Origin of the sequence: Flintibacter sp. P01028, assembly GCF_041925235.1 — a bacterium.
GTDB lineage: Bacteria > Bacillota > Clostridia > Oscillospirales > Oscillospiraceae > Lawsonibacter > Lawsonibacter aceti.
On the sequence record NZ_JBHEVC010000005.1, the window covers coordinates 176,631 to 201,417 of the forward strand.

At 53.6% G+C, this 24,787-nt stretch carries 23 protein-coding genes; 19 read left to right on the forward strand and 4 right to left on the reverse strand.

Annotation, left to right across the window (positions count from 1 at the left end):
* Positions 1 to 23: 23 nt before the first annotated feature.
* The 4 genes from ACEVJK_RS10085 to ACEVJK_RS10100 all read left to right on the forward strand — a co-directional run bounded on the left by ACEVJK_RS10085 (position 24) and on the right by ACEVJK_RS10100 (position 4,553).
* Entirely contained in the window at positions 24 to 1,286 is a 1,263-nt protein-coding gene (locus tag ACEVJK_RS10085; RefSeq protein WP_374740475.1) for a M20/M25/M40 family metallo-hydrolase, read from the forward strand.
* A gap of 21 nt (positions 1,287 to 1,307) precedes the next feature.
* The gene (locus tag ACEVJK_RS10090; RefSeq protein WP_240288808.1) at positions 1,308 to 2,594 is read left to right on the forward strand and encodes a serine dehydratase subunit alpha family protein; all 1,287 of its coding nucleotides are present in this window, start codon (positions 1,308 to 1,310) and stop codon (positions 2,592 to 2,594) included.
* 1,097 nt (positions 2,595 to 3,691) lie between these two features.
* Positions 3,692 to 3,964, forward strand: a complete 273-nt coding sequence (locus tag ACEVJK_RS10095; RefSeq protein ID WP_374740505.1) for a hypothetical protein — start codon at positions 3,692 to 3,694, stop codon at positions 3,962 to 3,964.
* Positions 3,965 to 4,079: 115 nt separating this feature from the next.
* Positions 4,080 to 4,553: a site-specific integrase gene (locus tag ACEVJK_RS10100; protein ID WP_374740506.1), complete on the forward strand. Its 474-nt coding sequence runs from the start codon at positions 4,080 to 4,082 to the stop codon at positions 4,551 to 4,553.
* A gap of 481 nt (positions 4,554 to 5,034) precedes the next feature.
* On the opposite strand, the gene ACEVJK_RS10105 is transcribed toward ACEVJK_RS10100, so the two are convergent.
* On the reverse strand, positions 5,035 to 5,391 hold the full coding sequence (locus ACEVJK_RS10105; RefSeq protein WP_374740476.1) for a hypothetical protein: 357 nt from the start codon (positions 5,389 to 5,391) through the stop codon (positions 5,035 to 5,037).
* Positions 5,392 to 5,792: 401 nt separating this feature from the next.
* Here ACEVJK_RS10105 and ACEVJK_RS10110 point away from each other — a divergent pair, with 401 nt between their 5' ends.
* On the forward strand, positions 5,793 to 6,578 hold the full coding sequence (locus ACEVJK_RS10110; RefSeq protein WP_374740477.1) for a hypothetical protein: 786 nt from the start codon (positions 5,793 to 5,795) through the stop codon (positions 6,576 to 6,578).
* Between the two features lie 239 nt (positions 6,579 to 6,817).
* Here the strand turns inward: ACEVJK_RS10110 and ACEVJK_RS10115 are convergent, their stop codons facing one another.
* Both ACEVJK_RS10115 and ACEVJK_RS10120 read right to left on the reverse strand, forming a co-directional pair.
* Positions 6,818 to 7,951: an anaerobic sulfatase maturase gene (locus ACEVJK_RS10115; RefSeq protein WP_374740478.1), complete on the reverse strand. Its 1,134-nt coding sequence runs from the start codon at positions 7,949 to 7,951 to the stop codon at positions 6,818 to 6,820.
* A 10-nt stretch (positions 7,952 to 7,961) separates the two neighbouring features.
* Complete coding sequence (locus ACEVJK_RS10120; RefSeq protein ID WP_374740479.1) at positions 7,962 to 9,299, reverse strand: sn-glycerol-1-phosphate dehydrogenase; 1,338 nt, start codon at positions 9,297 to 9,299, stop codon at positions 7,962 to 7,964.
* Between the two features lie 383 nt (positions 9,300 to 9,682).
* Between ACEVJK_RS10120 and ACEVJK_RS10125 the strand changes: the two genes are divergently transcribed.
* The 7 genes from ACEVJK_RS10125 to ACEVJK_RS10155 all read left to right on the forward strand — a co-directional run bounded on the left by ACEVJK_RS10125 (position 9,683) and on the right by ACEVJK_RS10155 (position 17,900).
* The gene (locus ACEVJK_RS10125) at positions 9,683 to 10,723 is read left to right on the forward strand and encodes a Bug family tripartite tricarboxylate transporter substrate binding protein (RefSeq protein ID WP_374740480.1); all 1,041 of its coding nucleotides are present in this window, start codon (positions 9,683 to 9,685) and stop codon (positions 10,721 to 10,723) included.
* A gap of 81 nt (positions 10,724 to 10,804) precedes the next feature.
* Positions 10,805 to 11,293 carry a tripartite tricarboxylate transporter TctB family protein gene (locus ACEVJK_RS10130; protein ID WP_374740481.1) on the forward strand — a complete coding sequence of 163 codons (489 nt, stop codon included), beginning with the start codon at positions 10,805 to 10,807 and terminating at the stop codon, positions 11,291 to 11,293.
* 17 nt (positions 11,294 to 11,310) lie between these two features.
* Entirely contained in the window at positions 11,311 to 12,783 is a 1,473-nt protein-coding gene (locus ACEVJK_RS10135) for a tripartite tricarboxylate transporter permease (protein WP_374740482.1), read from the forward strand.
* The gene (locus ACEVJK_RS10140) at positions 12,780 to 14,384 is read left to right on the forward strand and encodes a sulfatase (protein ID WP_374740483.1); all 1,605 of its coding nucleotides are present in this window, start codon (positions 12,780 to 12,782) and stop codon (positions 14,382 to 14,384) included. Before ACEVJK_RS10135 ends, ACEVJK_RS10140 begins: the two co-directional genes overlap by 4 nt.
* Before the next feature lie 23 nt (positions 14,385 to 14,407).
* Complete coding sequence (locus tag ACEVJK_RS10145; RefSeq protein WP_374740484.1) at positions 14,408 to 15,358, forward strand: N-acetylglucosamine kinase; 951 nt, start codon at positions 14,408 to 14,410, stop codon at positions 15,356 to 15,358.
* 67 nt (positions 15,359 to 15,425) lie between these two features.
* Positions 15,426 to 16,364 (forward strand): N-acetylglucosamine kinase, encoded by a 939-nt coding sequence (locus tag ACEVJK_RS10150; protein ID WP_374740485.1) that lies wholly within the window; start codon positions 15,426 to 15,428, stop codon positions 16,362 to 16,364.
* A 90-nt stretch (positions 16,365 to 16,454) separates the two neighbouring features.
* Positions 16,455 to 17,900 (forward strand): sulfatase, encoded by a 1,446-nt coding sequence (locus ACEVJK_RS10155; RefSeq protein WP_374740486.1) that lies wholly within the window; start codon positions 16,455 to 16,457, stop codon positions 17,898 to 17,900.
* A 43-nt stretch (positions 17,901 to 17,943) separates the two neighbouring features.
* On the opposite strand, the gene ACEVJK_RS10160 is transcribed toward ACEVJK_RS10155, so the two are convergent.
* The gene (locus tag ACEVJK_RS10160) at positions 17,944 to 18,696 is read right to left on the reverse strand and encodes a DeoR/GlpR family DNA-binding transcription regulator (protein WP_374740487.1); all 753 of its coding nucleotides are present in this window, start codon (positions 18,694 to 18,696) and stop codon (positions 17,944 to 17,946) included.
* A 120-nt stretch (positions 18,697 to 18,816) separates the two neighbouring features.
* On the opposite strand from ACEVJK_RS10160, the gene ACEVJK_RS10165 reads away from it, so the two are divergent.
* From ACEVJK_RS10165 to ACEVJK_RS10195, 7 genes are all read left to right on the forward strand, one after another.
* On the forward strand, positions 18,817 to 20,304 hold the full coding sequence (locus ACEVJK_RS10165) for a sulfatase-like hydrolase/transferase (protein WP_374740488.1): 1,488 nt from the start codon (positions 18,817 to 18,819) through the stop codon (positions 20,302 to 20,304).
* Between the two features lie 40 nt (positions 20,305 to 20,344).
* Positions 20,345 to 21,775, forward strand: coding sequence for a sulfatase (locus tag ACEVJK_RS10170; protein ID WP_374740489.1), 1,431 nt, complete (start codon positions 20,345 to 20,347; stop codon positions 21,773 to 21,775).
* Positions 21,776 to 22,570: 795 nt separating this feature from the next.
* Positions 22,571 to 22,918, forward strand: a complete 348-nt coding sequence (locus ACEVJK_RS10175; RefSeq protein WP_374740490.1) for a hypothetical protein — start codon at positions 22,571 to 22,573, stop codon at positions 22,916 to 22,918.
* A 73-nt stretch (positions 22,919 to 22,991) separates the two neighbouring features.
* Complete coding sequence (locus tag ACEVJK_RS10180; protein WP_374740491.1) at positions 22,992 to 23,318, forward strand: LytTR family transcriptional regulator DNA-binding domain-containing protein; 327 nt, start codon at positions 22,992 to 22,994, stop codon at positions 23,316 to 23,318.
* Positions 23,318 to 23,821, forward strand: coding sequence for a hypothetical protein (locus tag ACEVJK_RS10185; RefSeq protein ID WP_374740492.1), 504 nt, complete (start codon positions 23,318 to 23,320; stop codon positions 23,819 to 23,821). Before ACEVJK_RS10180 ends, ACEVJK_RS10185 begins: the two co-directional genes overlap by 1 nt.
* Positions 23,822 to 24,036: 215 nt before the next feature.
* Entirely contained in the window at positions 24,037 to 24,630 is a 594-nt protein-coding gene (locus tag ACEVJK_RS10190; protein ID WP_374740493.1) for a hypothetical protein, read from the forward strand.
* The gene (locus ACEVJK_RS10195) at positions 24,618 to 24,749 is read left to right on the forward strand and encodes a hypothetical protein (RefSeq protein ID WP_374740494.1); all 132 of its coding nucleotides are present in this window, start codon (positions 24,618 to 24,620) and stop codon (positions 24,747 to 24,749) included. Before ACEVJK_RS10190 ends, ACEVJK_RS10195 begins: the two co-directional genes overlap by 13 nt.
* Positions 24,750 to 24,787: the final 38 nt, after the last annotated feature.

Sequence of the window (24,787 nt, forward strand, 5' to 3'; positions counted from 1 at the left end):
TATTCTTAAGGAGGAATTTTATTATGGGTTGCGAAAGAAAGAGTTTGGTCTCCGAAAAAGTATGGGCACTGTATGATACGCTGCTCCATGATGATGCGGTAAAAAAGGCACTCCAATATTTGGAGGACACAGAGCCTGAGACGATTGCCCATCAAGTCCGTTTGTGTGAAACGCCGGCACCCTCGTTCTCAGAAAAGGCACGGGCAGATTACCTTGCCGACCAGTTGGAGAAAGCAGGGATGGAAAATGTCTATTTGGATGAGGTATGGAATGTTTACTCTCAGTGGCCGGGCAGCCAAGGGAAAGCAACGCTGTATGCCTGTGCACATATGGACACCGTGTTCGATGGCATTAATGAGATCCATGCTGAACTGCGTGAGGACGGGAAGTACTATGCGCCGGGCATCGCTGACAACGCCCGGGGCATGGCCGCAATCATTGCCATTGCCAATGCCCTCCACCACGCAGGCCTGCGCACCGTTCATAACCTAAAGCTATGCGGCAGCGTCTGCGAGGAATGCAACGGTAATATGCGGGGTAGCAAGACCATGTTCGCCAATCATCGCGATATCGACGGCTTCCTGGCCGTGGACGGTGCGGGACTGAAGATGATCTATCAGGGGCTGGGTGGCAACCGCTATCGTGTCACCTTCCACGGTCCCGGTGGGCATAGTTATATGCACTTCGGAACGCCGAACGCCATCCATGCCATGGGGCGGGCAATCGCCAAGATCGATGATATCCAAGTGCCTGACCGGCCAAAGACCACCTTTGCCGTTGGCGTGGTAGAAGGGGGCACTGCCATCACGGCCATCGCCTCTGAGGCTACCATGTTTGTTGATCTGCGCTCGGAGGATAGTGCGGAGATGAAAAAGCTAGAGCAGGGCTTCCAGCAGGCAGTAGACGCAGCCGTCCAGGAAGAGAACCGGCGTTGGAACACCGATACTATCTCAGCGGAGGTGGAAATGATTGGAGACACACCCAGTGGGACTCAGTCCATCCACTCCGTCATGGTGCAAACGGCTCTTGGTGCGACCTACTCTCTGGGACAAACTCCTGATCTCTGGGACGTGGCCGGCGGCACAGACGCCAATGTGCCGCTGAGTTTGGGGATCCCTGCTATCCATATGAGTGCGGGAGGATTTGCCATGTGCGGACATTCCGTCAATGAATGGTTCGATCCCACTAACTCCCACTATGGCCCGCAAAGCATCCTGTTGGCGATCTTGGCTCTGGCTGGTGTGGAAGGGCTGAGTGAACCGCTACTGTCCCTGGAAAAGAATTAACAGAAAAGAGGAGACTGTTTTATGACAGATCAAGCGATCCTGGATATCCTTCTGGCTGAAGTGAAGCCCGCTCTGGGCTGTACCGGCCCCATTTCTGTGGCCTTTGCAGCTGCCGCTGCCAAGGATGCGGTGGGTGGTACCCCGCTCCAGGTCCGGGTCCTGATGGACAAGGACACCTATAAAAACTCTATCGCAGTCGTTACACCGGGCACTCCGTTCATGGGCGTCCTCAAGCCGGCTGTCACCGGAGCGATGTACGGCGACTCTTCCCTGGGTTTGGAGGTCCTCAAGACCATGAAAGATTTTGATCAAGAGAAAGTGGAGCGCTTTGCCAAGGAGTGTGCCACAGTCGAGATCAAATGGGACTACGAGGGGATGGGTGTCTACATCGAGGCGTACGTCACCACTGAAAACGGAATTGGCCATGCTGTTGTGGCAAAATCTCACGCCAACGTGGTCCTGCTAGAAGCCAATGAGCAACTTCTCAAAAAAGACGAGTTCTATTTTCAAGATGCGCATACCTTTGAGACAAAGGCACCGATCCGTGCGTTCAAAATCCGTGATTTTTATCGATTTGCCAAACAGGTGGATCGTGAGGATATCTCCTTCTTAGACGAGGCGTTACGCATCAATCGTGCGTTGTCCGAGGCGGGCCTGAAGGGCAAGCTAGGTGCTGGCATCGGAGCTGCTATCCAAACGCTTCCTGGAGATCCGATCTATCTCCGGGCCAAGGTCCTAGCGGCTGCCGCTTCTGATGCACGTATGTCTGGCGAAAATCTCTCTGCCATGAGCTGTGCCAGTAGCGGGAATGTAGGGATCACAGCATCCGTGCCTCTCATCCCGATTGCGGAAGCCTTTGGCTGCTCCCATGAGACTCTCCTCCGTGCAGTGGCACTCAGCTACCTCATGACAATATACATCAAGAGCCATATCGGCCGCCTGTCTGCTATGTGTGCCTGTGCCATTGCGGCCAGCATCGGCATCGGTTGCGGCGTATCCTTCCTGCTGGATGATGACTATGATAAGATCGAGATGACGATCAAAAATATCGTAGGCAGCATTGGTGGCGTGCTGTGTGATGGTGCCAAGTTTGGCTGCGCTATGAAGCTGTCCACAGCGGTAGGTGTCGCCATCGAGTCTGCCAGAATGGCCAGCATCGGAGCGGCGATCCCGGATGGCGACGGCATCGTTTGCTATAGTGCCGATGATACGCTGGCCATGCTGGGCCGCATAGCATCCAATGGCATGCTAGACGCGGATGCCTATATGTGCAAGGAGATCATTGAACGCGAGCAGCACAGGGAGTGACCCTTCTTTTGGAGGTGCGGACCCCTGCAAGCTCAAAAAGAACACTGGGATAGTAATCGCTATCTCAGTGTTCTTTCATATCCGTCGGAAGAGATATAACGACCTGCCTGTAGGGGTAGCTTTCCTGGGCGCTCATTTGTGACACATTTTCGCATTGTTGCAGGCGATTCTTTGCACTATGCCAGATACGGGCTCATCTGTCAGTGTTTTGGATGATGGCCGCTATGAGATACCCAAGGCGGTGAAGGAATCCTATCGTTGGTTGCTATTCCATAATTTCGGCATTGACACAGAACATCCGTTTTCTTAAAATAAAAGCACAATTTAAACAGCCGCAGCAATGCTGCACCGAGCACAGAGGTACACTGACAGCCAGTCAGCGTCGAATGAAAAGTCTCCACCGAATCGCCGGGCGCATGAGAAACATACGAAACAAGGCAGGTCTCTGCCGAGTATCGTACCGTTCCCATATGCCCGGGTTTTATTTTTCTCAGAATCCTGTTTGTCAGCCCTTTGGGCAACAAGAAGTTGTCCAATCGTCAGGCAGAGAGCTCCCGCAAAATAAGAACTAAAATTCTGCAGAGAAGAAAGCAAGAAGAGGTAACTTGAGTGAAAAATTAATCTGCAAACGCTACGAGGAGTTGCCCCAGGGCGGCTTGATCATAGGCTGGATGTGATATCCCTAGGAATTACTACGCTGAAAACAATAGAGGTCCCCACGACGGAAATTGCGATGGTGTTGACAATGAGTGCGCCTATCCTCTCAAATAATAACATTCTGATAACTCTGCTCATTTCCCCTAGCCTCTCTCCGCTTCTGGGATATTTTGTGCAACTTCAAAAGAGGATATCTCATGGCAAAACAACGAGTCAACGGCGAAGGGAACATCGGAAAACGTAAGGATGGCCGCTGAGGGGGGAACACCGCTGAATACGACAACAAGGCCGACCAGCGGATCATCGAGAATGTACTGGGTAGGACTCAGGCCGAAGTCAACAAAGCAGCAACTGAATACACAGCAGCCACCTAGCTGCGGACATGGTATAAGCTCTACGCCAAGCCAAACATCCGCACCGCCACCGCCAACCGCTATGAGCTGATGGCCGAGAAATATACCATTCCTCGCATCGGGATTGTCAAGCTGAAAAAGCTGACCACCCGGCACCTGCAAAAGCTCTACAAGGAGTTATTAGAAAGCGGCAGAGTCCAAATTGGAAAGAGCCAGAGCAAAGGACTCAGCACTACCACAGTCCACAGCGTCCACCTGATGCTCCACGTCGCTCTGGACCGGGCGGTGAAGGAGCGATTCATCCCCCACAATCCCTGCAAGGACTGCATCGTCCCAAAGCCCCGGAAGCTGGATATATGACAGTTCTTTCCCCAAAGCAGATGGGGGCCTATCTGGAAGCCGCACAGCGGCGGGAGCTGCTACCCATGTTCTATATGGAGCTGGTCAGCGAGTTGCGGAAGGGAGACTGGTAGCCCTGCGGTGGGATGGCCTCAATGTCCAGAGCAAAACCATCTCGGTGAGCAGGCAGTATGTCCGAAACCCGGACGGTTCTCTGGAGCTTACCCGTCCCAAGACAGAGAATTCCGTGCGGCTAGTGTCCATCCCTCAGACAGCGGTGGATCTGCTGATCCTGGAACACGACCATCATCCAGACAATCCATATCTGTTCCCCTCTCCCCTGACCGGAGACATGTACCACCCGGACATCGTGGTGAATCTCCACAAAAAGATCCTGAAAGGCACCGGATTGGAGCATCTCAGATTCTACGATCTCCGGCACACCTTCGCCACCACCGCCCTGCAAAACGGCGTGGACGTGAAAACTGTCTCCTCCATGCTTGGGCACTTCGACGCTGTCTTTACTCTGCGCACCTATACCCACGCAGCAAGGCAAAAGCAGGACGAAGCCGCCCAGACCATGGGAAACCTCATGGACCAGGTCATATAAGCCAGAAAGGAAAGCAGGGCAGGAAGCATAAACTTCCTGCCCTGTACTCTTTAAACCTTTCCGGCCTTTTCGGCGCGTGGGTCACGGTGTGGGTCAACGGTCTGATCCACATTTTGATCCACACCAAAAAGTCAAAATTTGCAACAAAAAATCCTCAAAGCTGAAGTTTTTGAGGATTTTTGGAGCTGCTACCCAGATTTGAACTGGGAATCTCATTCTCACCAAGCGATTTTAGATATTTTTTGAAACAATTTTCGCTTTTTTAGTTGTTTTTGCTTCGATCGGTATCGTTTTCGGAACTTTCGCAACGTACGGCCTCCGTTGTTTCCACAGCTGTCTGTGGTGGAACTGTGGTCAAACCACGACTTCACGTATTCGCCCTCTGAAAATAAAACTCACTCTCCGCACCATGCGCTTCAATTTTTCCAGTTCATCCATACGGTTCTGCTCCATGTCAGTCACTCCTTTCAAAGTCTTTGATTCACCACTGTGCGGCATCTTCCCAAATGACCAGCCAGAACAGATCATAGGAACCAACACGGCTTGCGCCAAATTCACGGATATAGTATTCCACTAATTCGCCCGTTTTTGCCTTGAACACCAAAACACCGTCATATCCATTTTTGATTGAAATAGACACCGCACAGGCAAACAGGACTTTTGCAATTCCAATATATTTCTTCGTTCTTCCCTCTGCATAAAGGGGGTTTGCGTTACTGTGGTCTACACTCTCGACATAGACGATCTCCATCGCAAGGTTCCTGCCATCAACGATGTATGCCATCAGGCCAAGCAGTTCATCCGTATCCGCGCAGCGAAGCACCACTTTATCGGGCATCTCCAGCGCAACTTTGCCGGTCCACTGCGTTTGTCATTTAGCTGTAGCGCACAAATCTTTAGGAGTAGCTGCAGAAACATACATCGATTCCTTACGACCATTTGTATCCAGAACAAATAAGTTCAACACAGTCTCGCCCCCTATCTTTATCTATAAAATAGTACAGATTTACAATCAACGCAAGTATGGAGGGAAGTCGTTTTGCGGTCATATTTTGGGCTACTGTAATCAATGGGAAGTATCGTTTTCTCGGTCCCACCAAATCATTCTTCAAATATTGTTTTTAGACGAAAATCAAGTTAAAATAGATTCTGAAAAACTGATGATTTTAAACACACTGGTTTTGCAGTCAATCTATATCTTTATACCTGGCAGGACGGCAGAACAGGAAGGGATAAAATATGAAAAAGAAGATATCCGAGAACGGCATCCGCATTCTGATCGCCCTCATAACGGCAGCAATCACGGCAGGTATTCCGTTGATTTTTAACGCACTCCAGCCGTCCGAACCGCTCCATGTAGTTTTGCAAGATCTGCGGGCACAGGAGCCAGAAGCCTTTGAGCAATACATCGAATCTGAATTCAAAAATCAGTCTCAAATCATCATGAAACATTCGGACACTGGACTGCTTTTAAACGGTGCTGAATTGGACTGCTATTCTGTAGGTGGAAAAACATTTGTTTCTTTATCGGACCTTCTTCTGGCAAGTGGCGGGGTGTTAGACATGGATGCAAACGGCTCGCTCGTGTTTTCCAAAGTTTTTACATCCGAGGGAGATGCAGTTCCTTTTGAGCAGAATTGGCTCGATGTGTGTCCACCCTATGAGTTGGGCAACTTTGAGCTTGTGCAGGCATCTGATGGCCGCAGCATACAGATCGGGGGTTGCTCCTATACGGATGTCCTGCGTTCAGATGCGGCTTGGAGCTCTCAGGTACTGTTTAACCTCCAAAAAAAGTACCAAGAGTTGACTGTCTCCGTCGGGCATGTGGATGGCTCCGCTATGGTGGATTGCACTTATAATTTCTATGTAGATGGTGAGCTTGTGAAAACCGTCACGATAAAGGCGGATGCGCTACCAGTCACGCTGGAGATCCCTTTGAATTATGGACAGCAACTAAAAATCGAAAACCCTGACACCATCGCATATACGGAATTCGGCTTCTTCAACGGACAATTTTCTGGGTGAGCCTCCTTTGCATCCTCATAGCGGCGTTGATGTTTTCCATAGCTACTAACTTGGGTCAGTGGCCAGCAGGTCCAGTTATCCGTAACAATATATGAGCGCCTGTTGCCTCTGTAACTTTAGGAGGTGAATCTTTTGTTCCCTCTAACTACAAAGCTTTTTCTCATCTGGAACCTGTGTAGAACGGTCTATGCAGAACCTACGCAGAAACGCTCTGCCTCATATCGAGGCAGAGCGTTTTCCTACTTTTCGGGGCGTCCGTTACGGACGATCTCCCTGCACAACAGTTCCAGGTGCGGCATGGCATGGGAGAAAAAGGCCTGATAGGCGGAGCAGAAATAATTTAGGCCAACCGTCCCATCCTCCCCCAATAGGCGGTCGCGGCGGCAACCGTTGCGGCACACGCTCCGCCAACAGCAAGTGCCGCATTGTTCCGGCCAGACGGCAGAGTTTTCTATAAAGCGAAGCTCCTGCCGCCGCTGCTTAAGCTGGTCAAAGCTGTCCATCGTCAGCGTGCCAAGCTTATACTCATCCAACATATAAAAGTCGCAGGGGTACACACTTCCGTCTGCCTCTACCACATATTGGCAGGAGCAGACTCCGCTGACACCGCAACTTTCCGGTGCCATGCCTAGCAACATACCCAGCAGATTTTCAAAATAACGGATGTAAATAAATCTGCCATGGATCACGTCGTCATACCACAAATCGAACAGATCCGTCAAAAAGCGTCCGTACAGCTCCGGTGTCAGGGAATATTTGTTTTTTCCCCGCTGCGCATCCAACGGGTCAAGGCAGGGAATATACTGCTGGTAGCGCAGATTCTTCCGCGCAAAAAACTTGTAAACCTCCTTAATGTGTTTGGCCGTCTGTGCTGTCACAACAGTAAGAATGTTATAGTCCACCTTGTACTGATCCAGCAGTTTTATAGTATGCATGACCCGTTCAAAAGTCCCCTTGTCCTCCGCATCTCTGCGGTAGAGATTGTGAAGGCTGTCATATCCGTCCAGAGAAATGCCGACTAAATAATGGTTTTCTGCAAAAAAAGCCGCCCAGCTCTCATCGATCAGATATCCGTTTGTCTGCAAAGCGTTATGAATGACAAGGCCCTTTGTATTATATTTTTCCTGGAACTCTGCCAGCGTTTTAAAAAAGTCCAGTCCTGCCAGCGTCGGTTCTCCACCCTGCAGGCCGAATGTGCACTCTCCCTCGGCAGACTCTAGGGTCCTGCAGACGATGGCTTCCAGCGTGTCGCGGGACATAAACCCATAAGAGGGCGTAGTCCGGTTTTTCATCTCATCTGAATAGAAGCAATAGCGGCAACGCATATTGCATAGCCCCGACGCGGGCTTGAGCATAATATGAATGGGAGGCATAGCACAGTCCTCACAGTATCGTCTCTACAAGCGGCTTCAGCAGTTCCAAGTCCCACAGCATTTGGAGAATCGTATAGCGTGGACGGACCTCCTTGCAGTAAAGGAGGGTTTTTTTCAGCAGCTCCGTATCCACGCCGATCTCCGCCGGAGTACAGGACGACTCTAGGGATTTCAGGACAGCACTCACTTCCTCCGACCTGGGCAGGGCATCCAGCAGGTTCAGGATTTCGCTCCAATGCGCCTGCATTGTGTCAATTCGCTGCAGCCGGTCTTCCGTGCTGTTTTTATGGGCAATCTGCTCCAACTCGATGATCCCCTGGGCGGCCGGTCCGTATGCATCCCGAACCTCTTTCTCCCAAACCTCTGGGCAGTAGGCGTGGGCGGCGGCGCGAGCTGTCTCAAAGTCCACCGGCGTCTCCTTGAGCGCCTCCACTAACTTGAGGATCAGCACCGTGCCTACCCCCACCTGAGTCCCGTGGGGGACAGGCCGTGTTCCCGACTGCTCAAACATCATTTCCCAATAATGGGAAATGTGATGTTCGCAGCCGGAGGCGGGACGGGAGTTCCCGTAGAGGCTCATGGCAACTCCGGTCAGCACCAGCCCCTCCATGATTTTTCCGAGCACCTCCGGGTCGCGCTCCTTCACCCGGTCGGTCTGACTCAGCACCTGCTGCACGCAGTTCTCCACCAGAGCCACGAGATTTTCACAGTAGTGCTCCCGGTTGATGAGCCGGGACAGCTTCCAGTCACAAAGACAGGTGGACTTACCCAGCAAGTCACCGAGGCCGGCGGCGATCATACGGTACGGTGCATTTTTCAAAATCTCCGTGTCGCCAACGATGGCCGTGGGCGTTTGGGCGTTTACGGAGGTCTTAAAATGATTGATGTTCAGCACGGCAAGGGCTGAAGCAAAGCCGTCCATAGGTGCCGCTGTCGCGACGGTGAAGAAGGGGCGCCCCATCCGGTGACTTAAAAAGCGGGTCATGTCGTTGATGGAACCCGTGCCGACCGCCACCATCAAATCGCAGTCTCTGGGCATATAAAAGAGCAGTTCTCCCACCGTAGCCTCGTCAAAGCCGATGTGCTCCAGGATCCGCACCGCTGCAGTGACACCCTCCTCCGCCAAGATCTCCATGCAGCGCCGACCGGCAATGTCATAGGTGACGGTGTCGCAGATCAGGTAAAGGCTGCGAAATCCCAGTTCCTTAGCACAGCGGGGCAGATCGTACAGCGCGTCCTTGCGTATGCTGACCCGCTTCAGTGGTGCGTAATGCTCCCGGCCGCAGGAGCAGGTGAAGTGGGTATCCAGGTAAGTGGACAAGTCCTGTGGAGTCGACGGGATATTCATACTGCTCTCTCCTTTAACAATTCTCTCGTTTATAGTTCAAAAACTTTCGTTTCGAAACATATGATACCCCCTCTTATTTTGACTGTCAAGAAAAAACATTCAAATTCCGGCATGGAAACATACGTTCGTAGGCCGATTCCTATCTTTGTCAAACTATGCCAAAAAATTGTTAGGAAATAAGACGAAAATATAAAATTCTAACCCAAAGTCATTCAGCTATATTGCCTAAAACCAAGGGTGGTTCTTTGTGAAAAAAGCCGTATTTATTGGGAATCCCCAAATTGTGGCTTGACTTGTCCATTACTCCCCCATTAAAATCAAAATGAAATTTGTTTTGTTTAAAAATAACTTTCAAATCAAAATATAATTAGGAGGCACAAAAGATGAAAAAGTTTACAGCTCTTGCTCTCGCCATGGCACTGTCGCTCACTGCGTGCGGCTCCTCCAGCAGCAAGGAACCCAACAGCTCCACCACTCCCCCTCCCGTCGCATCCAGCACCCCCGCAGGAGATAAAGCCGACGAATTGGCGGATTATCCCTCCGGCACCGTGACTTGGATCGCTCCGGTCGCCGCTGGCGCCGCCGTCGATCTGCCCACCCGTGCCTGTGCGGACCTGCTTACCTTCGGCACCGTCGTGGTGGAAAACATCGCGGGTGCCAGCCAGACCTTGGGCGCTGCGGAAGCCGCCGCCCGCGACGCGGATGGCCACACTCTGCTTACCATGGCCAATGCCTGCGGCATTTCCCAGCCCATCCTGAACTCCGAGCTGGCCTATTCTCTGGACGATTTTCGTTTCCTGTCCATGCTAACCCCCAGTGTGCAGGCAACCATCTGCGTCAAGAAGGGTTCTGATCTGGCCGACGTCGACAAGTTCCTAGAGTACATCAAGAACAATGAGTTCGTGTATGCCCTCCCCAACGCCGGTGGCTATGCCGACATCGCGGCAATCACCACCCTGGACCAACTGGGTATCGACAAAGGCACCAAGATGGTCTACGACGGATCTAACGGCGCTATCACTGCCGTGCTCAATGGCGAGGCGCTGTTCTCCTGTTCTGATGCCACCGATGCCGTGAAGCATTTGGATGAGCTGGAAGTGGTTGCTATCTTTGACTCCGTGGCCTGCCCCATCCTGCCGGACGTCCCCCTGCTGGGTGACTACGGCGTGGAGAACCTGAACGTTATCACTGGCCTCAAGTGGGTCGCTGTCCGCACCGATACCCCCGATGCCATTGTCGATTACCTGAAGGAGCAGTTGAACACCGCTATTGCTTCCCAGGAGTATCAGGATTATTTGAAGACCATGGGCTTCCTGACCGAGAACGACACCTTCGAGGTAATGACCGAGGAAGAGGTCACGGATATCGTTGAGACTGCAGGAACCGTTTATAGAGATGTTATGGAAAAGGCCGGCATGGTCTAAGCCCAATTTTTTAGACAGTATGCAGGCACTGCCCGTATACTGTCTTTTTGTTTTCGTACTGTCTAAGGAGGGACACCTGCTGTGAAAAAGGCCAAGAAAGATATGCTCGCCATGTTGGCATTCATGTTTTTGAGTGCCACAACCTATTTTATCTTTATTCCTTCGCAGATTAAGCTGGCCGCAAATGCTACCGGCTTCAACAACCGCACCTTCCCCCAGTTCACCATGATCGTCATCTTCCTTGCTGCTACAGCTGGCTTTATGAGAGCTTTCCGGCACTATCGTAAGGAAGTAAAAAGCGGTGCCGCAGAAAGTGAGGAAACACCCCGTCTTGCAAGCCAGCTCAAGCCGTATCTCGGCTTTCTGATCATTTTAGGGTATGCTCTTTTATTCCACTACATCAGCATCCAATGGAGAGGCTTTGGCTTTATCGTTTCGACAGCTGTTTTTATTCCCGTGTTTCTGCTGTTCATTGGCTGTAAGAAGTGGCAATATTATGTAGCGGTCTACGCATTTGCATCGGGCATGTACCTTGTATTCCGTTTTATCCTGCGGGTCGCAATTCGGTGAAAAAGGGGTAAGCTGATATGAGCATCGAGGTTTTAAAGGATATTTTTACGATTGAGAATATTTTGATGATGAATGTTGGCATGGCCGCCGGCACCATCATCGGCGCGATGCCTGGTCTAAACGTTATCTTCGCCATTGCGATCCTGTTGCCGCTGACCTTCGGCATGGACTCCCTGGCGGGTATGTACCTCATGTTGGCCTCCTATTGCGGCGCAACCTATGGCGGTTCCATTACCGCCATCCTCATCAACACCCCTGGCACCCCCAATGCCGCAGCCACCACGTTTGACGGCTATCCCCTGGCCCAGAAGGGTCGGGCTGGCGATGCGCTGAAGATTGCGCTAGTTGGTTCCACATTTGGTGGCATCATCAGTTGTCTGGCACTGCTGTTTTTCGCACCGAAAATTGCAAAAATCGCCTATCATATCGCATCCCCAGAATATTTCGCCCTCTGTCTGTTCGGCATTTCCTGCGTCGTCGGCATGGCCGAAAAAAACGTGTTCAAGGGTATCATCATGGCGTTTCTGGGAATGGGCGTGTCCACTGTGGGTATTTCCCTGCTGGACGGCACCTCCCGGTTCACCTTCGGCAATTCCAACCTGCTGGCCGGCTTCCGGCAGGCAACGGTCATCCTCGGTGTGTTCGCCATCAGCGAGGTGCTGATGAAACTGCGCAACATCTCCAAAGATGATGTAACGTCCATCAACACCAATTTCGAAAAATCCACCCTCCGCACCATGGATATTCTGAAGCACTGGAAGGTGATCATCACCTCCTCCATCATCGGCGTTGTGATCGGCGCAATCCCCGGTACGGGAGGTGCGCTGTCTGCCATGTTTTCCTATGACACAGCGCGGCGTATGTCCAAGAATCCGGAGAGCTTTGGAACTGGTGTCATCGAGGGCGTACTTGCTCCCGAAACAGGCAACAACGCCGTTACCGGCGCCACTCTGATCCCCTTGCTGACTCTGGGCATCCCCGGCGATGCTGCCGTTGCGGTACTGTTGGGCGCTTTGACCATGCAGGGCATCACCCCCGGTTTCGCCCTGTTCACCGACGGTTCCACCTGGGTCTGGGCTATCATGCTGGGCCTAGTAATCATCAACCTCCTTATGCTCCTACAGGGACGAATTTTCATTCGCCTCTTTGCCAACGTCACCAAGGTTCCTATGGTGGTACTGCTTCCCTGCATCGTCATCGCCACGGTGATGGGCGCGTTCGCCATCGCCAACACCACCTTCGATATTTTCGTTATGATCATCTTTGGCGTTATTGGGTATGCCCTGCGCCGGCTGGACTTCCCCATCCCGCCCTTCGTGATCGGTCTGGTTCTGGGTTCCCTCGCCGAAGTCAATCTGCGCCGCAGCATGATGCTCGGTGGCATCGGTATTTTCTTCACTCGCCCCATCAGCCTAGTCATTATTATTGTTTCTCTCCTGATCCTCTGCATACCCCTGTTTAAAAAATTGAAAGGGAGTCGCAAGGCATGAAAAAACAAAATCTGCTGGTGATCATGTGCGACCAGCTTCGTAAGGACTATCTTGGCTGCTATGGCAACGAGGTCGTCCGCACCCCCAACATCGACAGCATCGCCTCCCAGGCCTTGCGCTTCAACAACTGTTTCGTAAACAATCCCATCTGCATGCCCAACCGCATGTCCATCTTCACTGGCCTCTACCCCCATAACCACAACCAATGGACAAACGGCAACCAGCTTGAGCATCCCCTCCCAACACTGGCCGACCATCTAGCGGAAAATGGGTACTCCACGGCCAGCATCGGCAAGATCCACTTCCAGTGCACAGACTGCGGCGAGAATGCGCCCCGGATCTCCATGGAAGACCACCGTCTCTGGAAGGAAAAGGGCGACAATATCGACTGGTACGGTCCCTATTGGGGCTATCAGCATGTGGAATTGACCGTAGGACATTCCACCGCGCCCATCGCCCACTACGGCAAGTGGTACCATGAGCACGGCGGTCGTGACGAGTGGGCGGTGGCCCAAAAGGTGGAGGGTTTTGATGCCTGTCCCGTGACCACCATGCCGGAGGAACTGCACGACTCCATGTTTATCGGAGAGCGCAGCGCCGACTACATCCGGGAGCACGCCAATTCGGACAAGCCCTTTTTCCTGGTGGCCAGCTTCCCCGATCCCCACCATCCGTTCCAGCCTCCGCTGGAAACGGCAAAACGCTACCAGGACGCACCGGTCAAATATCCGGTCAACGAGGATGACGAGCTCCTGGATCGGCCCAGACGCTACCGCTACCAGAAGTACGGTGTTTGGCACCGTGCGGGCCTGCTCCAGCCCATCGAAGGAATGCCGGAGGAGGATGTGGCCAAGTGCGGCAAGTGCGCAGATATGATCGCCGAGTTTATGGATCCCAAGATCCTGGCGGGCCTGGGCCTTGAGAGCCACGGAAACAGCGACGGGAAAAAGACCGCCCCCAGCGTCATCTCTTCCCACGAGCGCGACCAGCGCATCCGCAACACCTACGCGATGGTCGATCTCATCGACCAGGGCATCGGAAAAATGCTCTCCGCACTGGAGGAAACCGGCGAACTGGACAACACCGTTATCGTCTTCCTTTCCGACCACGGAGAATTGATGGGCGACCACGGCACCTGGCTAAAAGGCCCCTTCTTCTACGACGGCCTCGTCCAGACGCCTCTCCTGATCCGTGCGCCCGGCCGAACCGGCACGGAAACGGACGCGCTGGTCTCCTCCATCGACTTGTTCCCTACTTGTTGCGAGTTGCTGAACATTCCAGTTCCCTACCAGTGTGACGGTGTTTCCCAGACCCCTGCTTATGATGGTTCCACTCCCCGAACGGAATGCCTCATCGAGTACCGGAACGGCTACTTGTCCAATGACGACTACACCCTTGTCTATGTGGATAAGGACTACAAGTTCAGCCAGGATCAAAACGGGGAATTTGAGATGACGGACAGGAAACAGGATCCGGAGGAAAATGTGAACATTCTTGCCAACGGCCAGAATCCGGAGCTGCTGAACGAGTATCGCTCTAAGCTGCTACAGATGCTACTGAGCACGGCCAGCCGTTTCCCCAAGCAGTATTGTCACGCTTGACCGGCAGAATCGAGGACAAACTTATGCATAACATAATCGCCATCGACGGCGGCGGCACTAAAACACTGACAGTTCTTTTTCAAGAGGATGGACATATCCTCTATCTCCGTTCCGACCCGGGAACAAATCCCCTGGATATCGGCGTGGAAGCCTCCCAGAACCGGATCCTGCACGCCATCTACTCCGCCGCTAAACACGCCACAGAAAAGTTGAGCGCAATTTACGCCGGTGTCGCGGGCCTCGTATATTTTGACCAATACTTCCAGCAGGACATCTGCGCCATGTTTGGTGCGGACAATTTTACAATCGAGACCGACGGCCGGAATCTGATCTCCAGCGAGCTGACGCACAATGAGGACGGCTGCTGTCTGATCGTAGGAACAGGGTGTGGGACATGGATCCGGACAAAGCAGCGGGATCACATCTTCCATGTGGGCGGCTGGGGATATCTGGTGGATACTTTGGGCAGCGGTTACGCACTGGGCCGGGATGTGTTGCGGGCTGTCTGCCTTGCTCACGACGGAAGAGGGCCAAAAACCGTGCTGACCCAGTTGCTTGAAGAGGAGACGGGAAAGTCCCTGCTGCCCGTCATGCCGGAGCTGTATGCCGGCGGAAGAGCACGGTTCGCCTCCCTGGCACACCTGGTCTTTGAGGGGCAGCAGTTAGGAGATAAGATCTGCCATGACATCATCGAGGCCGGCGCAACACGGCTTTCCGAGCTGATTTGGGCGGCAGATTCTTACTTCGACCGCGAGTACACAGTGGTCTCCGGCGGCGGCATCGTCACCGCCTACCCCAGCTATTTCGAACGAATACGGATGAAGTGCCCCGAGCGTGCAAACCTGATTTTGGCCTCCGTGCCTCCCATTTTCGGCGCGGCTGTGGAGGCCATGCACCGAAGCGGTCTAGAGTTGTCCGACCACTTCCGGGATGTGTTTATAGCAGACCTTTGCGCCATGACAGCGCACAAATAAACCAAATACACGGCGGTGCCCCATCCAAAGGGGCGCCGCCACAAAAAAGAAATATGGGAGGGATTGGATGGAATACTATATCGGCATCGATGCGGGCGGCACCAAGACAGAGGCAGCGCTTACCGACCAAACAGGCCACATTCTCCACAGGCACCGCGGGAAGGGGTGTAATCCGATGGATATCGGCATCCCTGCGGTGAAAGAGCTGATCCTGTCTGTGGTGGAGGCGCTGACAGCAGTCTCCCCCAACATCCCCGCGTCCCTGTACGGCGGCATCGCAGGTCTTGACCGCATTGACGTGGATCTGGACGCTTTTTTGGCAAAGCATACCGACATCCCCATCATCCGCACCGAGGATGACGGGTGCAACATGATATCTGGCATGCTGGGCCATGTGGATGGCTGCGGTATGGTCTGCGGCACCGGCTCCTCCCTGTTTGTGCGGATCGAGGGAAGGCCCCTGGTGCACATCGGCGGCCTAGGCTATTTGATCGATACCGGCGGCAGCGGCTTTGAGCTGGCACGGGACGGCCTCAAGCGGGCGTACCGCTATCTGGATGGCAGAGGCGAACAGACACTTCTGGTGGAGCAGTTTTCAAATGCCCTCCATAAAGATTTGAAGCACGCCTTTCTTGACCTTTACTCCGAAGGCCGGCCCTTTATCGCCTCTCTTGCCCATGTGGTATTCGAGTGTGCGACAGCGGGGGATGCAGTCGCCTGCGCACTTTTGGAGGAGGGCTCCTTTAAACTGGCGGAGCTGACCCATGCTGCGGCAAAGCATTTTGACGGCGACTTCACCGTGGTGATGAACGGCGGGATTTTCCACGCATATCCCCATTATGCGGAAGCAGTGCGAAAAAAGGCATCTCCCCGCGCAAACATGATTCTAGCAGATGTCCCCGCCATTTACGGTGCCTTCGTTGAGGCGCTGTGGCAGGGGAATGTCCGCGCGGACGAAGAGACCCGCCGCCAATTTATGGCCGATTACGAGCGCATTATAACATAACTTGGACATCAGACTTGCCGGGCAAGAAGCTGCGGTTAAATGCACAGCAAGCAGACTCTATATCACAAAAAGGCGAGGCAATTGATTCAAATGGAGAAAAAAAGACCGAACATTCTTTTTATCATGACAGATCAGTTCCGTGCGGACGCAATGAGCTGCACCGGCGGCTGTGCACACACCCCGGCCCTGGATCGTCTCGCTGCGGAGGGCATCCGTTTCACGCAGTGCCATACGGTATCGCCTCTTTGCGTTCCTGCCCGCGTCAGCATGATGACAGGACTCTATCCTCACACAACGGGTGTCTGGAAAAACTCCGATTTTGTGCTTTCCCCTGACGCAAACCTCTGGGTCAGGGCAATTCGGGACAGCGGCTATGCTACTTCAGTGTTTGGAAAGTTGCACCTGCATACGGATTACGGAGACTTTATCCAGCGGGAATACCTGGTGAATGGGTATGGTTTTGAGACGGTTAATGAGGTAAGCGGACCTCACTCCACCTGCCAGACGCGCACGCATATGTCCGAGGAATGGAGCAAGCGCGGTCTGTGGGACATGTTCTGCGAAGACATGCTATCCCGCTCCAAGCGCCCCTATGCAAAGCCCTCTCCCCTCTCGCCCGAGGACTACTATGACACATACGTTGGCCGGAAGGCCCGCGAATACCTGGAGCAGTATACAGACGACCGCCCCTGGTTCTGCCATGTCAGCTTCCCCGGCCCCCACGAGCCCTGGGATGCGCCTAAGCCGTATTCCGATCTGTACTCCCCCGAGGACATGCCGGACCCCCTCCCCCGTACAATGGACGGAGCCCCCGACAGGCCACAGGGAGAATATGACAAGCTGTTACAAAACCCCATTATCCAATGCAGCAACGCAGAATCCAAGGAGATCCAGGCCAACTACTGCGGAAGCGTGACGCTCATCGACGATCTGATCGGCTCCATCATCGAAACCATAAAAAAGAGGGGTGAGTGGGACAACACTATTGTCCTGTTCACCTCCGACCACGGAGAGATGAACGGAGATCACGGTTTTGTCCACAAACGGAACTTCTTCCGCTCCGCCATGAATATTCCGCTCATCATCCGCACTCCGGACCGTGCAAAAAACGGTGGATCCGTGAACCATTCCCTGGTCAGCCTGTTGGATGTGGGGCCCACCCTTGCAGAGTTTGCAGGTGCAGAGCTGAACTACGAGCAGTTCGGAAAATCCCTGTGCGGTAATATTGCAAACCCTGAGCGGGTGCACAGGGACTGCATTTTGGGCGAGTACGCCTGTGAACACATGCTTTATGACGGAACGTGGAAAATTGCCTTGAACCGCCAGGGGGAGACTTATCTCCTGTTTGACGAGGCAAACGACCCCACGGAACACAAAAACCTGGCAGCCATGCCGGAGCACCGGCAAACCGATGCCGCGTTGCGGGAGCGGCTGCTGTGTGCAGTGATGCAAAATAACCGCCTTGCCCCGTCCCTGCTCCAACTTGCGCCCCAAAGTGAAACGGAAGCCTTCCACCGCTGTGTGGCGGTCGAATAAAAAAGATTTGCGGCATCCGGTGGATGCCGCAAATCAAAACACATCACAAAACGGTGATTCCGTTATCCTCCAGAAACGCCACAACGTCATCTGGCAAATGGTCATCGGATACCACGATATCAACTGCTTTAAAGGGAATATTGCGGGGCGTGCACAGTTGATTCACCTTGGAAGAGTCCATGAGGATCACAGTTTTTTTGCTGTGTTCCACGGTCTTCATGTTGGACGCCGCAATGTTGGACGTGGCGACGGAAAAACCTGCCCGTTCATTGAACCCCACCGTTCCGATAAAGGCATAGTCAAAGTAGAGTGTGTCCAACGCAGCAAACACCGAGGGCCCGGTCACTCGCATAAGATTACGGTTGACCACGCCGCCCAGCAGTTCGATGGTAATATCAGACGAGACCGGCGATTCCAGCGCAACGGAAATTCCGTCCGTAAAAACCTGCAGTGGCACCTGAGGGATCCGCTTCGCCAATTCCAGACAAGTACTGCCAGAGGAGATAAAAACGGACATGCCGTCTTTGAGCAGTTCTGCAGCTTTTTCTCCGATCTGGGCTTTCTCGCTCGGATGCAGCTGTGCGCGGGTATTAAAGTTGCTGCTCTTGAGGGTAACATCGTCAATGGAACGGGCGCCGCCATGTACGCGGACAATCTGGTTTTCTTCGTTGAGCATTTGTAGGTCTTTCCGGAGCGTGACCTCGGAAACGCTGGGAAACAAACTTTTCAATTCACGAACACTGATCTCGCCAAGCTGATTGACAAGATCGGCAATGGCCTGTCTTCTTTTGTTCATAATAGCAATTCTTCCATTTAAATATTTTTTGAATCTCAAAAGATATTTTAGCATGTTCTTCGTCATTTCACAAGTTTTTATCACAGTAATACGGTCGGAATAACAGAGAGGAAATATCATATGGGAAAACCAAATATTTTTTTTATCCTGACGGACGACCAGCGCTCGGGCACCATCCACGCACTTGGGAACGAAGAGATCCACACTCCCAACATGGACTGGCTGGTCCGGGAGGGCACGTCCTTTACCCGGGCACACATCCCCGGTGGTACGGCATCGGCGGTCTGCATGCCAAGCCGGGCGATGATCAATTCCGGAAAAACCTTGTTCCATCTGGAGGAGAGCGGACGGAACATCCCTGCCTGCGACATCACCATGGGCCAATGCTTCCTAAAAAACGGTTATCATGCCATGGAGATCGGCAAGTGGCACAACGGCGTAGAGAGCTTCTGTCGCAGCTTTGACAACGGCGCAAACATCTTCTTCGGCGGCATGTGGGATCACTGGAACGTGCCGGTGAACGATTTTCAGCCAGATGGGCATTACGATAAGCAGATAAACTTTACCCCCAACTTCTCCGCCAACAGCGACTCCATCTGTGTCCTGGCGGAAAAGATCAGCGCAGGTTCCCATTCCACGGACCTGTTCTCCGGCTCCGCCGTGGATTATATCAAGAGCTACAACAGCGACCAACCCTTCTTCATGTACCTATCGTTCCTTGCCCCCCACGATCCCCGCACCATGCCGGAGCAGTTCAAAACCATGTACGACCCGGAGAAGATCACCCTGCCTCCCAACTACATGGAGATGCCAGTGGTAAACTGCGGCTGGTCCAACAAAGGCCGGGACGAAAACACAGAAGCCTACCCCCGCCTCCCGGAGGCTATCCGCCGCCACATCGCAGACTATTACGCCATGATCAGCCATGTGGACTGGTGCATCGGTCACATCTTGGACGCACTGCGGGAGAAAAAGATGCTGGAGGATACCATTATCGTCTTCACCGGAGACAACGGCCTGGCGGTGGGACAGCATGGCCTGATGGGGAAGCAGAACATCTATGAGCACAGCGTGGGGGTGCCGCTGGTTATGTGTGGCCCCGGTATCCCCAAGAACCAGATCAATGAAAACTTTGTGTACCTGTTGGATATTTATCCCACCCTGTGTGAGTTGTGCGGCATGGAGATCCCCTCTTCCGTGGACGGCATCAGCTTCGCACCGATGTTCCGCAACCCGGCCTATGTGACCCGGCCGGAGCTGTATTTGGCCTTCCAGTCCCGCATTCGCGGTGTGATGGACAATCGTTACAAGCTGGTAGAGTATCGGACGGAGGATTTGAAGCTGACCCAGCTCTTCGATTTGCAGAACGACCCATGGGAGAAGAACAACTTCTATGACATCGCCGGATATGAGGAGATCACTGAGCATCTACGAAAAAAGCTGTTCGCCCTGCGGGACGAGTGGGACGACGAGCAAACAATCTTCGGCCAGCAGTATTGGCAGCAGTGGCGGCAGTATGAAGCCGCAGCCGTCCACGGTGTGAGCAAGCCAAAGGGCTCCAACATGGCCAATCAGGTCAAGGACTGGGGAACCGAGAAAAAATTGTAAAGAACATGTTATGCCCTTTGCCGAAAAATAGGAGGACGTCATGAGTAACAGACCAAATTTTTTATTTCTGTTTACCGACCAGCAGCGCTTCGACACCATCCACGCCCTGGGCAATGATCAAATCCAGACGCCGAATCTGGATGCGCTTGCCGCATCGTCGGTGGTGTTTGACCGATGCTATACACCAGCTCCCGTCTGCGTGCCGGCACGCTTCTCCATGCTCTCCGGGCAATATTGCGCACATACAGGGTGCTGCAACAATAACGGAACATATCAGTACGAGGGGGAAGGGTTTTACGACGCCTTTACCAAAGCAGGCTACGACACCTGCTGCGTCGGAAAAATGCACCACGCGAAAGACCTGTATGGCCCGATGGGCTTTGCCCAGCGCTTCACGCAGGAGGAGCTGTCCCACCCCCTGGACGACTATACCCGCTTCGTGATGGAATCCCCTTACTGCAATGTATTCGACTACAACGGACAGCGCTCCGAACTGTACTACATCCCGCAGATCTCCCAGCTTCCCGCAGAATACCACCCGACACAATGGGTCGCAGACCGGAGCCTGGATTTCCTGCTGAATCAGGTTTCGGAGGACAAGCCCTTTTTCCTGATGGCTTCCTTCATCCACCCTCACCCCCCCTTCGCTCCGCCTGCGCCATGGAACAAGCTGTACCGCACGGTCTCGACAGACCCCTATATACCTGAGCATCCCGAGGAATTCACGCCGTTCCTCAGCGACCGGTTCACCTGTGAAAAAATCGGTATCAGCCGACAAGACCTGTCTCTGCTTCGCAACTATTACCATTCCTGCGTTTCGTTTGTGGACTACCAAGTGGGCAGACTCGTGGAGGCACTGAAACAGCGCAGGCTCTATGATAACACCGTTATCGTCTTCTCCACGGACCACGGCGAAATGTTAGGGGATTTCGGCACGATGGGAAAACGTTCCATGCTGGACGCTGCGTCTCGTATCCCGCTACTACTTCGGGTTCCCGGAAAGCCAGCACAGCTACGTCACGATGTGTGCTCCCTGGTGGACATCGCACCCACACTGCTCCGCTGCGCCAATATCCCCAGCAACGACCGCTTCGACGGAATCGACCTATTCTCGGAGCAGCGGCATGATGTGGTCTTTTCCCAATATGGAACCGGAAAGGCGGGCGCTTACATGGTCGCCAGCAACGAGGACCGTCTAATCTACCTCCCGGCTTTGGACCGCTACTTCTATTACAATACGATCCCGGAGGACACCAACAAATATGACGAGAGCTCTCCCCGCGTCAAGGCCCTGCAAAAGCTGCTACTGGACTACATCGCCAGCGACTGCTGCGACCCCAACAGCGCGGCAACAGCGGACGACGTGTCGGGCACGAACCGCTTCCCCTATGGTCCCAAGCGTGCAGACCACCTGATGCGGCAGGCGGAGGAGCGCGCCCGTATTCCGGCGGGATACACCATCGACCTTTGATCTATCTCTTGTCTCGGAGGGATCCTTATACCAGCCGTCCTGTTTCTGATCTGCCTTGCAATCGGTGCAATTGCGGGTGCCCGGGGCGGTGTTATTATCAAGCCTGTTTTGGATCTGTTCTACTTGCTTCCGCTCTCAACCGTCAGCTTTTGCAGCAGCTACACCGTATTGGACATGTCCATCTGTTCGCTCATCCGCACCCGCAGCAATGGCGTAAAGCTGGAACTGCGCACCAGCACCCCTGTGCGGGGGACGCAGTACTGGGCGGGCTTGTGGGGAAATGGCTCTTCGAACTGGTCCGCAACGGATTTGGCCGTGAAAATGTTCTTGGTGCAGTCTAGGCAGTCTTTCTCACAATCATCACCTTCTGTGTGTTTTTCTATGTCTGATATAAAGAGTTGAAGAAAAGTTTTTTGTATAATTTCGGTTTATTTTCTGCCGTTTCCACTCCGGTTTATTTGCTTTCCGTCGCTCTTTTGAAGGTGCTGTTTCCATGTGTTTCACACCGCACTGTGGCTAAAACTGTGGTCAAAAGCACCCCGTGCCTTTTACAAGTACCGCATGGAAACGATAAAGGGCGGGAATGTTTGCGTTTTCAGATGTCCGCATTGGCGCCTCATATTCAGAGCACTCGGCTCCATTTTGCCTCAACCCACGGATCAGAATTTGTGGAACATGAAACAAAAAACAATTGGCACCGCCTTAAGTATGAAAAGGGAGTCCTGCATGGCTGGTCATGTGGAAACAGGCATGGTATAATGACAGTGAAAATCCACAGGCCCTGGAGGTGGGAACGTGTACCGCGTTGCCGTATGTGAAGATGATCCGCGCACTGCGGAGCAAAATAAAATCGCCGTCTGCCGCGTCCTGAACGGAAGGGGCCGTGTGCAGGGACGAGATTATGATGTAGAGGTGTTCCATGCCGTTGCACCGCTGATGGAACGGCTGACCGCAAACTCGAATGCCTATCAGCTCCTGCTGCTGGACATTCAGCTGGACGGGGATAACGGTGTGGAGCTGGCCCGCTTCCTGCGGGAAACATCAGGTCAATGCCTCCATCATCTACATCACAGACCACCCCGGCTTCGCGCTGGACAGTTTCCCGACCTATCCGCTGGAATACCTGCTCAAGCCGGTGGATAAGGACCGCCTGTCCGCCGCCTTGGACTGGGACTAGCGGCAAAGACATATCCGAAAAAAGCGCCCGGTGCTGCGTGTGGGCGGTCGGCGCATTCCTCTGGATGAGATCACCTATCTGGAGATCTCCGGGCAAAAAACTGTCATTCACACCAAAGAGGAGTGGATCGAGTACGCTATCCCGCTCTCCAAACTAAAGGAAGGCTTCCAACAGGAGGGCTTCTGCCTGAGTCATTTCAGCTATCTGGTCAATCTGTGCCATGTGACGCGGGTGGAGCGGAATGCCTTCCAAATGGACGATCTGCAAAGTCCCACGGTGCTGATCGCCACCGTCACCCTGCCCCATACCCTCTCCGTGGAGGCCATGATCGGGCAGGTGGATTTCCTGCTCTGGATGGCCAGGTGATGACGGCCCGGGGCCGGGAATACACCCTGGACGGCTCCAAGCCGGTGGGCACCTTTGATGGCGGCATCAAGCTTACGCTTGAGAACAAAAAGACTGGAGAGATCAAGGAACAGACCAGCGACACAGACTATTTTGACCTGACGGAGATGGCGGACTGGGACATGACGCTGTCCTTCACCCTGAAGGAGGGTGACTTCACCTGGGGCGATTTCACCAAGGTCACCGCTTACCCGGAGGATCAAAAGCCGGAAGGGATCGACGATCAATTTCACTTTGCATGGGAGTACTCCGGCCCCGTCACGGTCGAAGCAAAGGCGGACGGCAGCGCCAGCTTCCTCCCCACCGGGGGACGGGATCTGCCAGTGTTACGCTGTAGCCCTCAACGGAGGTATGCCGGACAAACGAATTGGAAGCATCACCCTCCATTGCGAATACTGGGGAGGCGGGACAGGGGACGCTTTTCTCCAGATTCCCGAAAGCGGCAGACACATCTCCGTCCGTGAGGGGAATGACGCCCGGATCTACTGGAGCAGCAACGTTTGCGCCCTGAACCAGAACGCTGGGGAGAGCGGGGCCTTTGTACCCACCACCTTTACGGTACAGTTGGGTATGCTCAATTCAGAGGATGTAGATGTAACGGTAACGAACATTAAGAAGTGGACAGTGACGACCGATGAGGAGACCCCCATTCTCTCTTCCGTGGAAGGACGGACTGGATGTGTTTGCGCAGGAAGGCAGAACGGGGATTACTGTTGCCTGTATCTCTGCTGAATATCAGGGAAAGAGGCTCGGTACCTATATCAGCAAGGATGGTGTGCCGGAGATGGGAGCGGTCGAGGAGCCTGCCATCGCCTACATCACGCTGCTCTCACCACCTGCTTCCGTCAAACTGGAGCAGCCCGAAGGCGGTCTGTACCACACCGACAATGGCGGGAACGGCAAGGATATCACCCTTAGCTGGACGGCGGACGATCTGGACGTGGAGAACGGCGGCGGACAGTTCGAACTGTATATCGCCGGCGGAGCGCTGGAGAATCCGATCTCAGAAACCGACCTGAAAGGAGGTGTCACGCAGGACGGCGATACCCATTCCTACACCCTGCACGTCCAGGATGTAAAGCCGGATATCGGTGCCCCCACCAGTTACCGGGACAGCTATATCATCTCACCGTCAAGGTCAAGAACGCCGCTGACTCCACCTAAGCCTACGACAGCTATGTGCTGTATGTCTACTCAGAGGACATTCTGGACATCCTGCTGGACCACGGGGAGATCCAAACCGATGGCGGCAGCTACACCATGTCCAACGTAGAAACGATCAAGGTGCTGTGGGGCACTGGCGGCGAGGACAGCTCGCAGGCCATTGTGGACCTCCAGCGGGACATCGCACTGAAAAATATCATCTCCATCAACTATGGGAAGTATGCCTAGGCCGAGCTGGCCGACCAGATCACCTGGGCCTCTAGCGG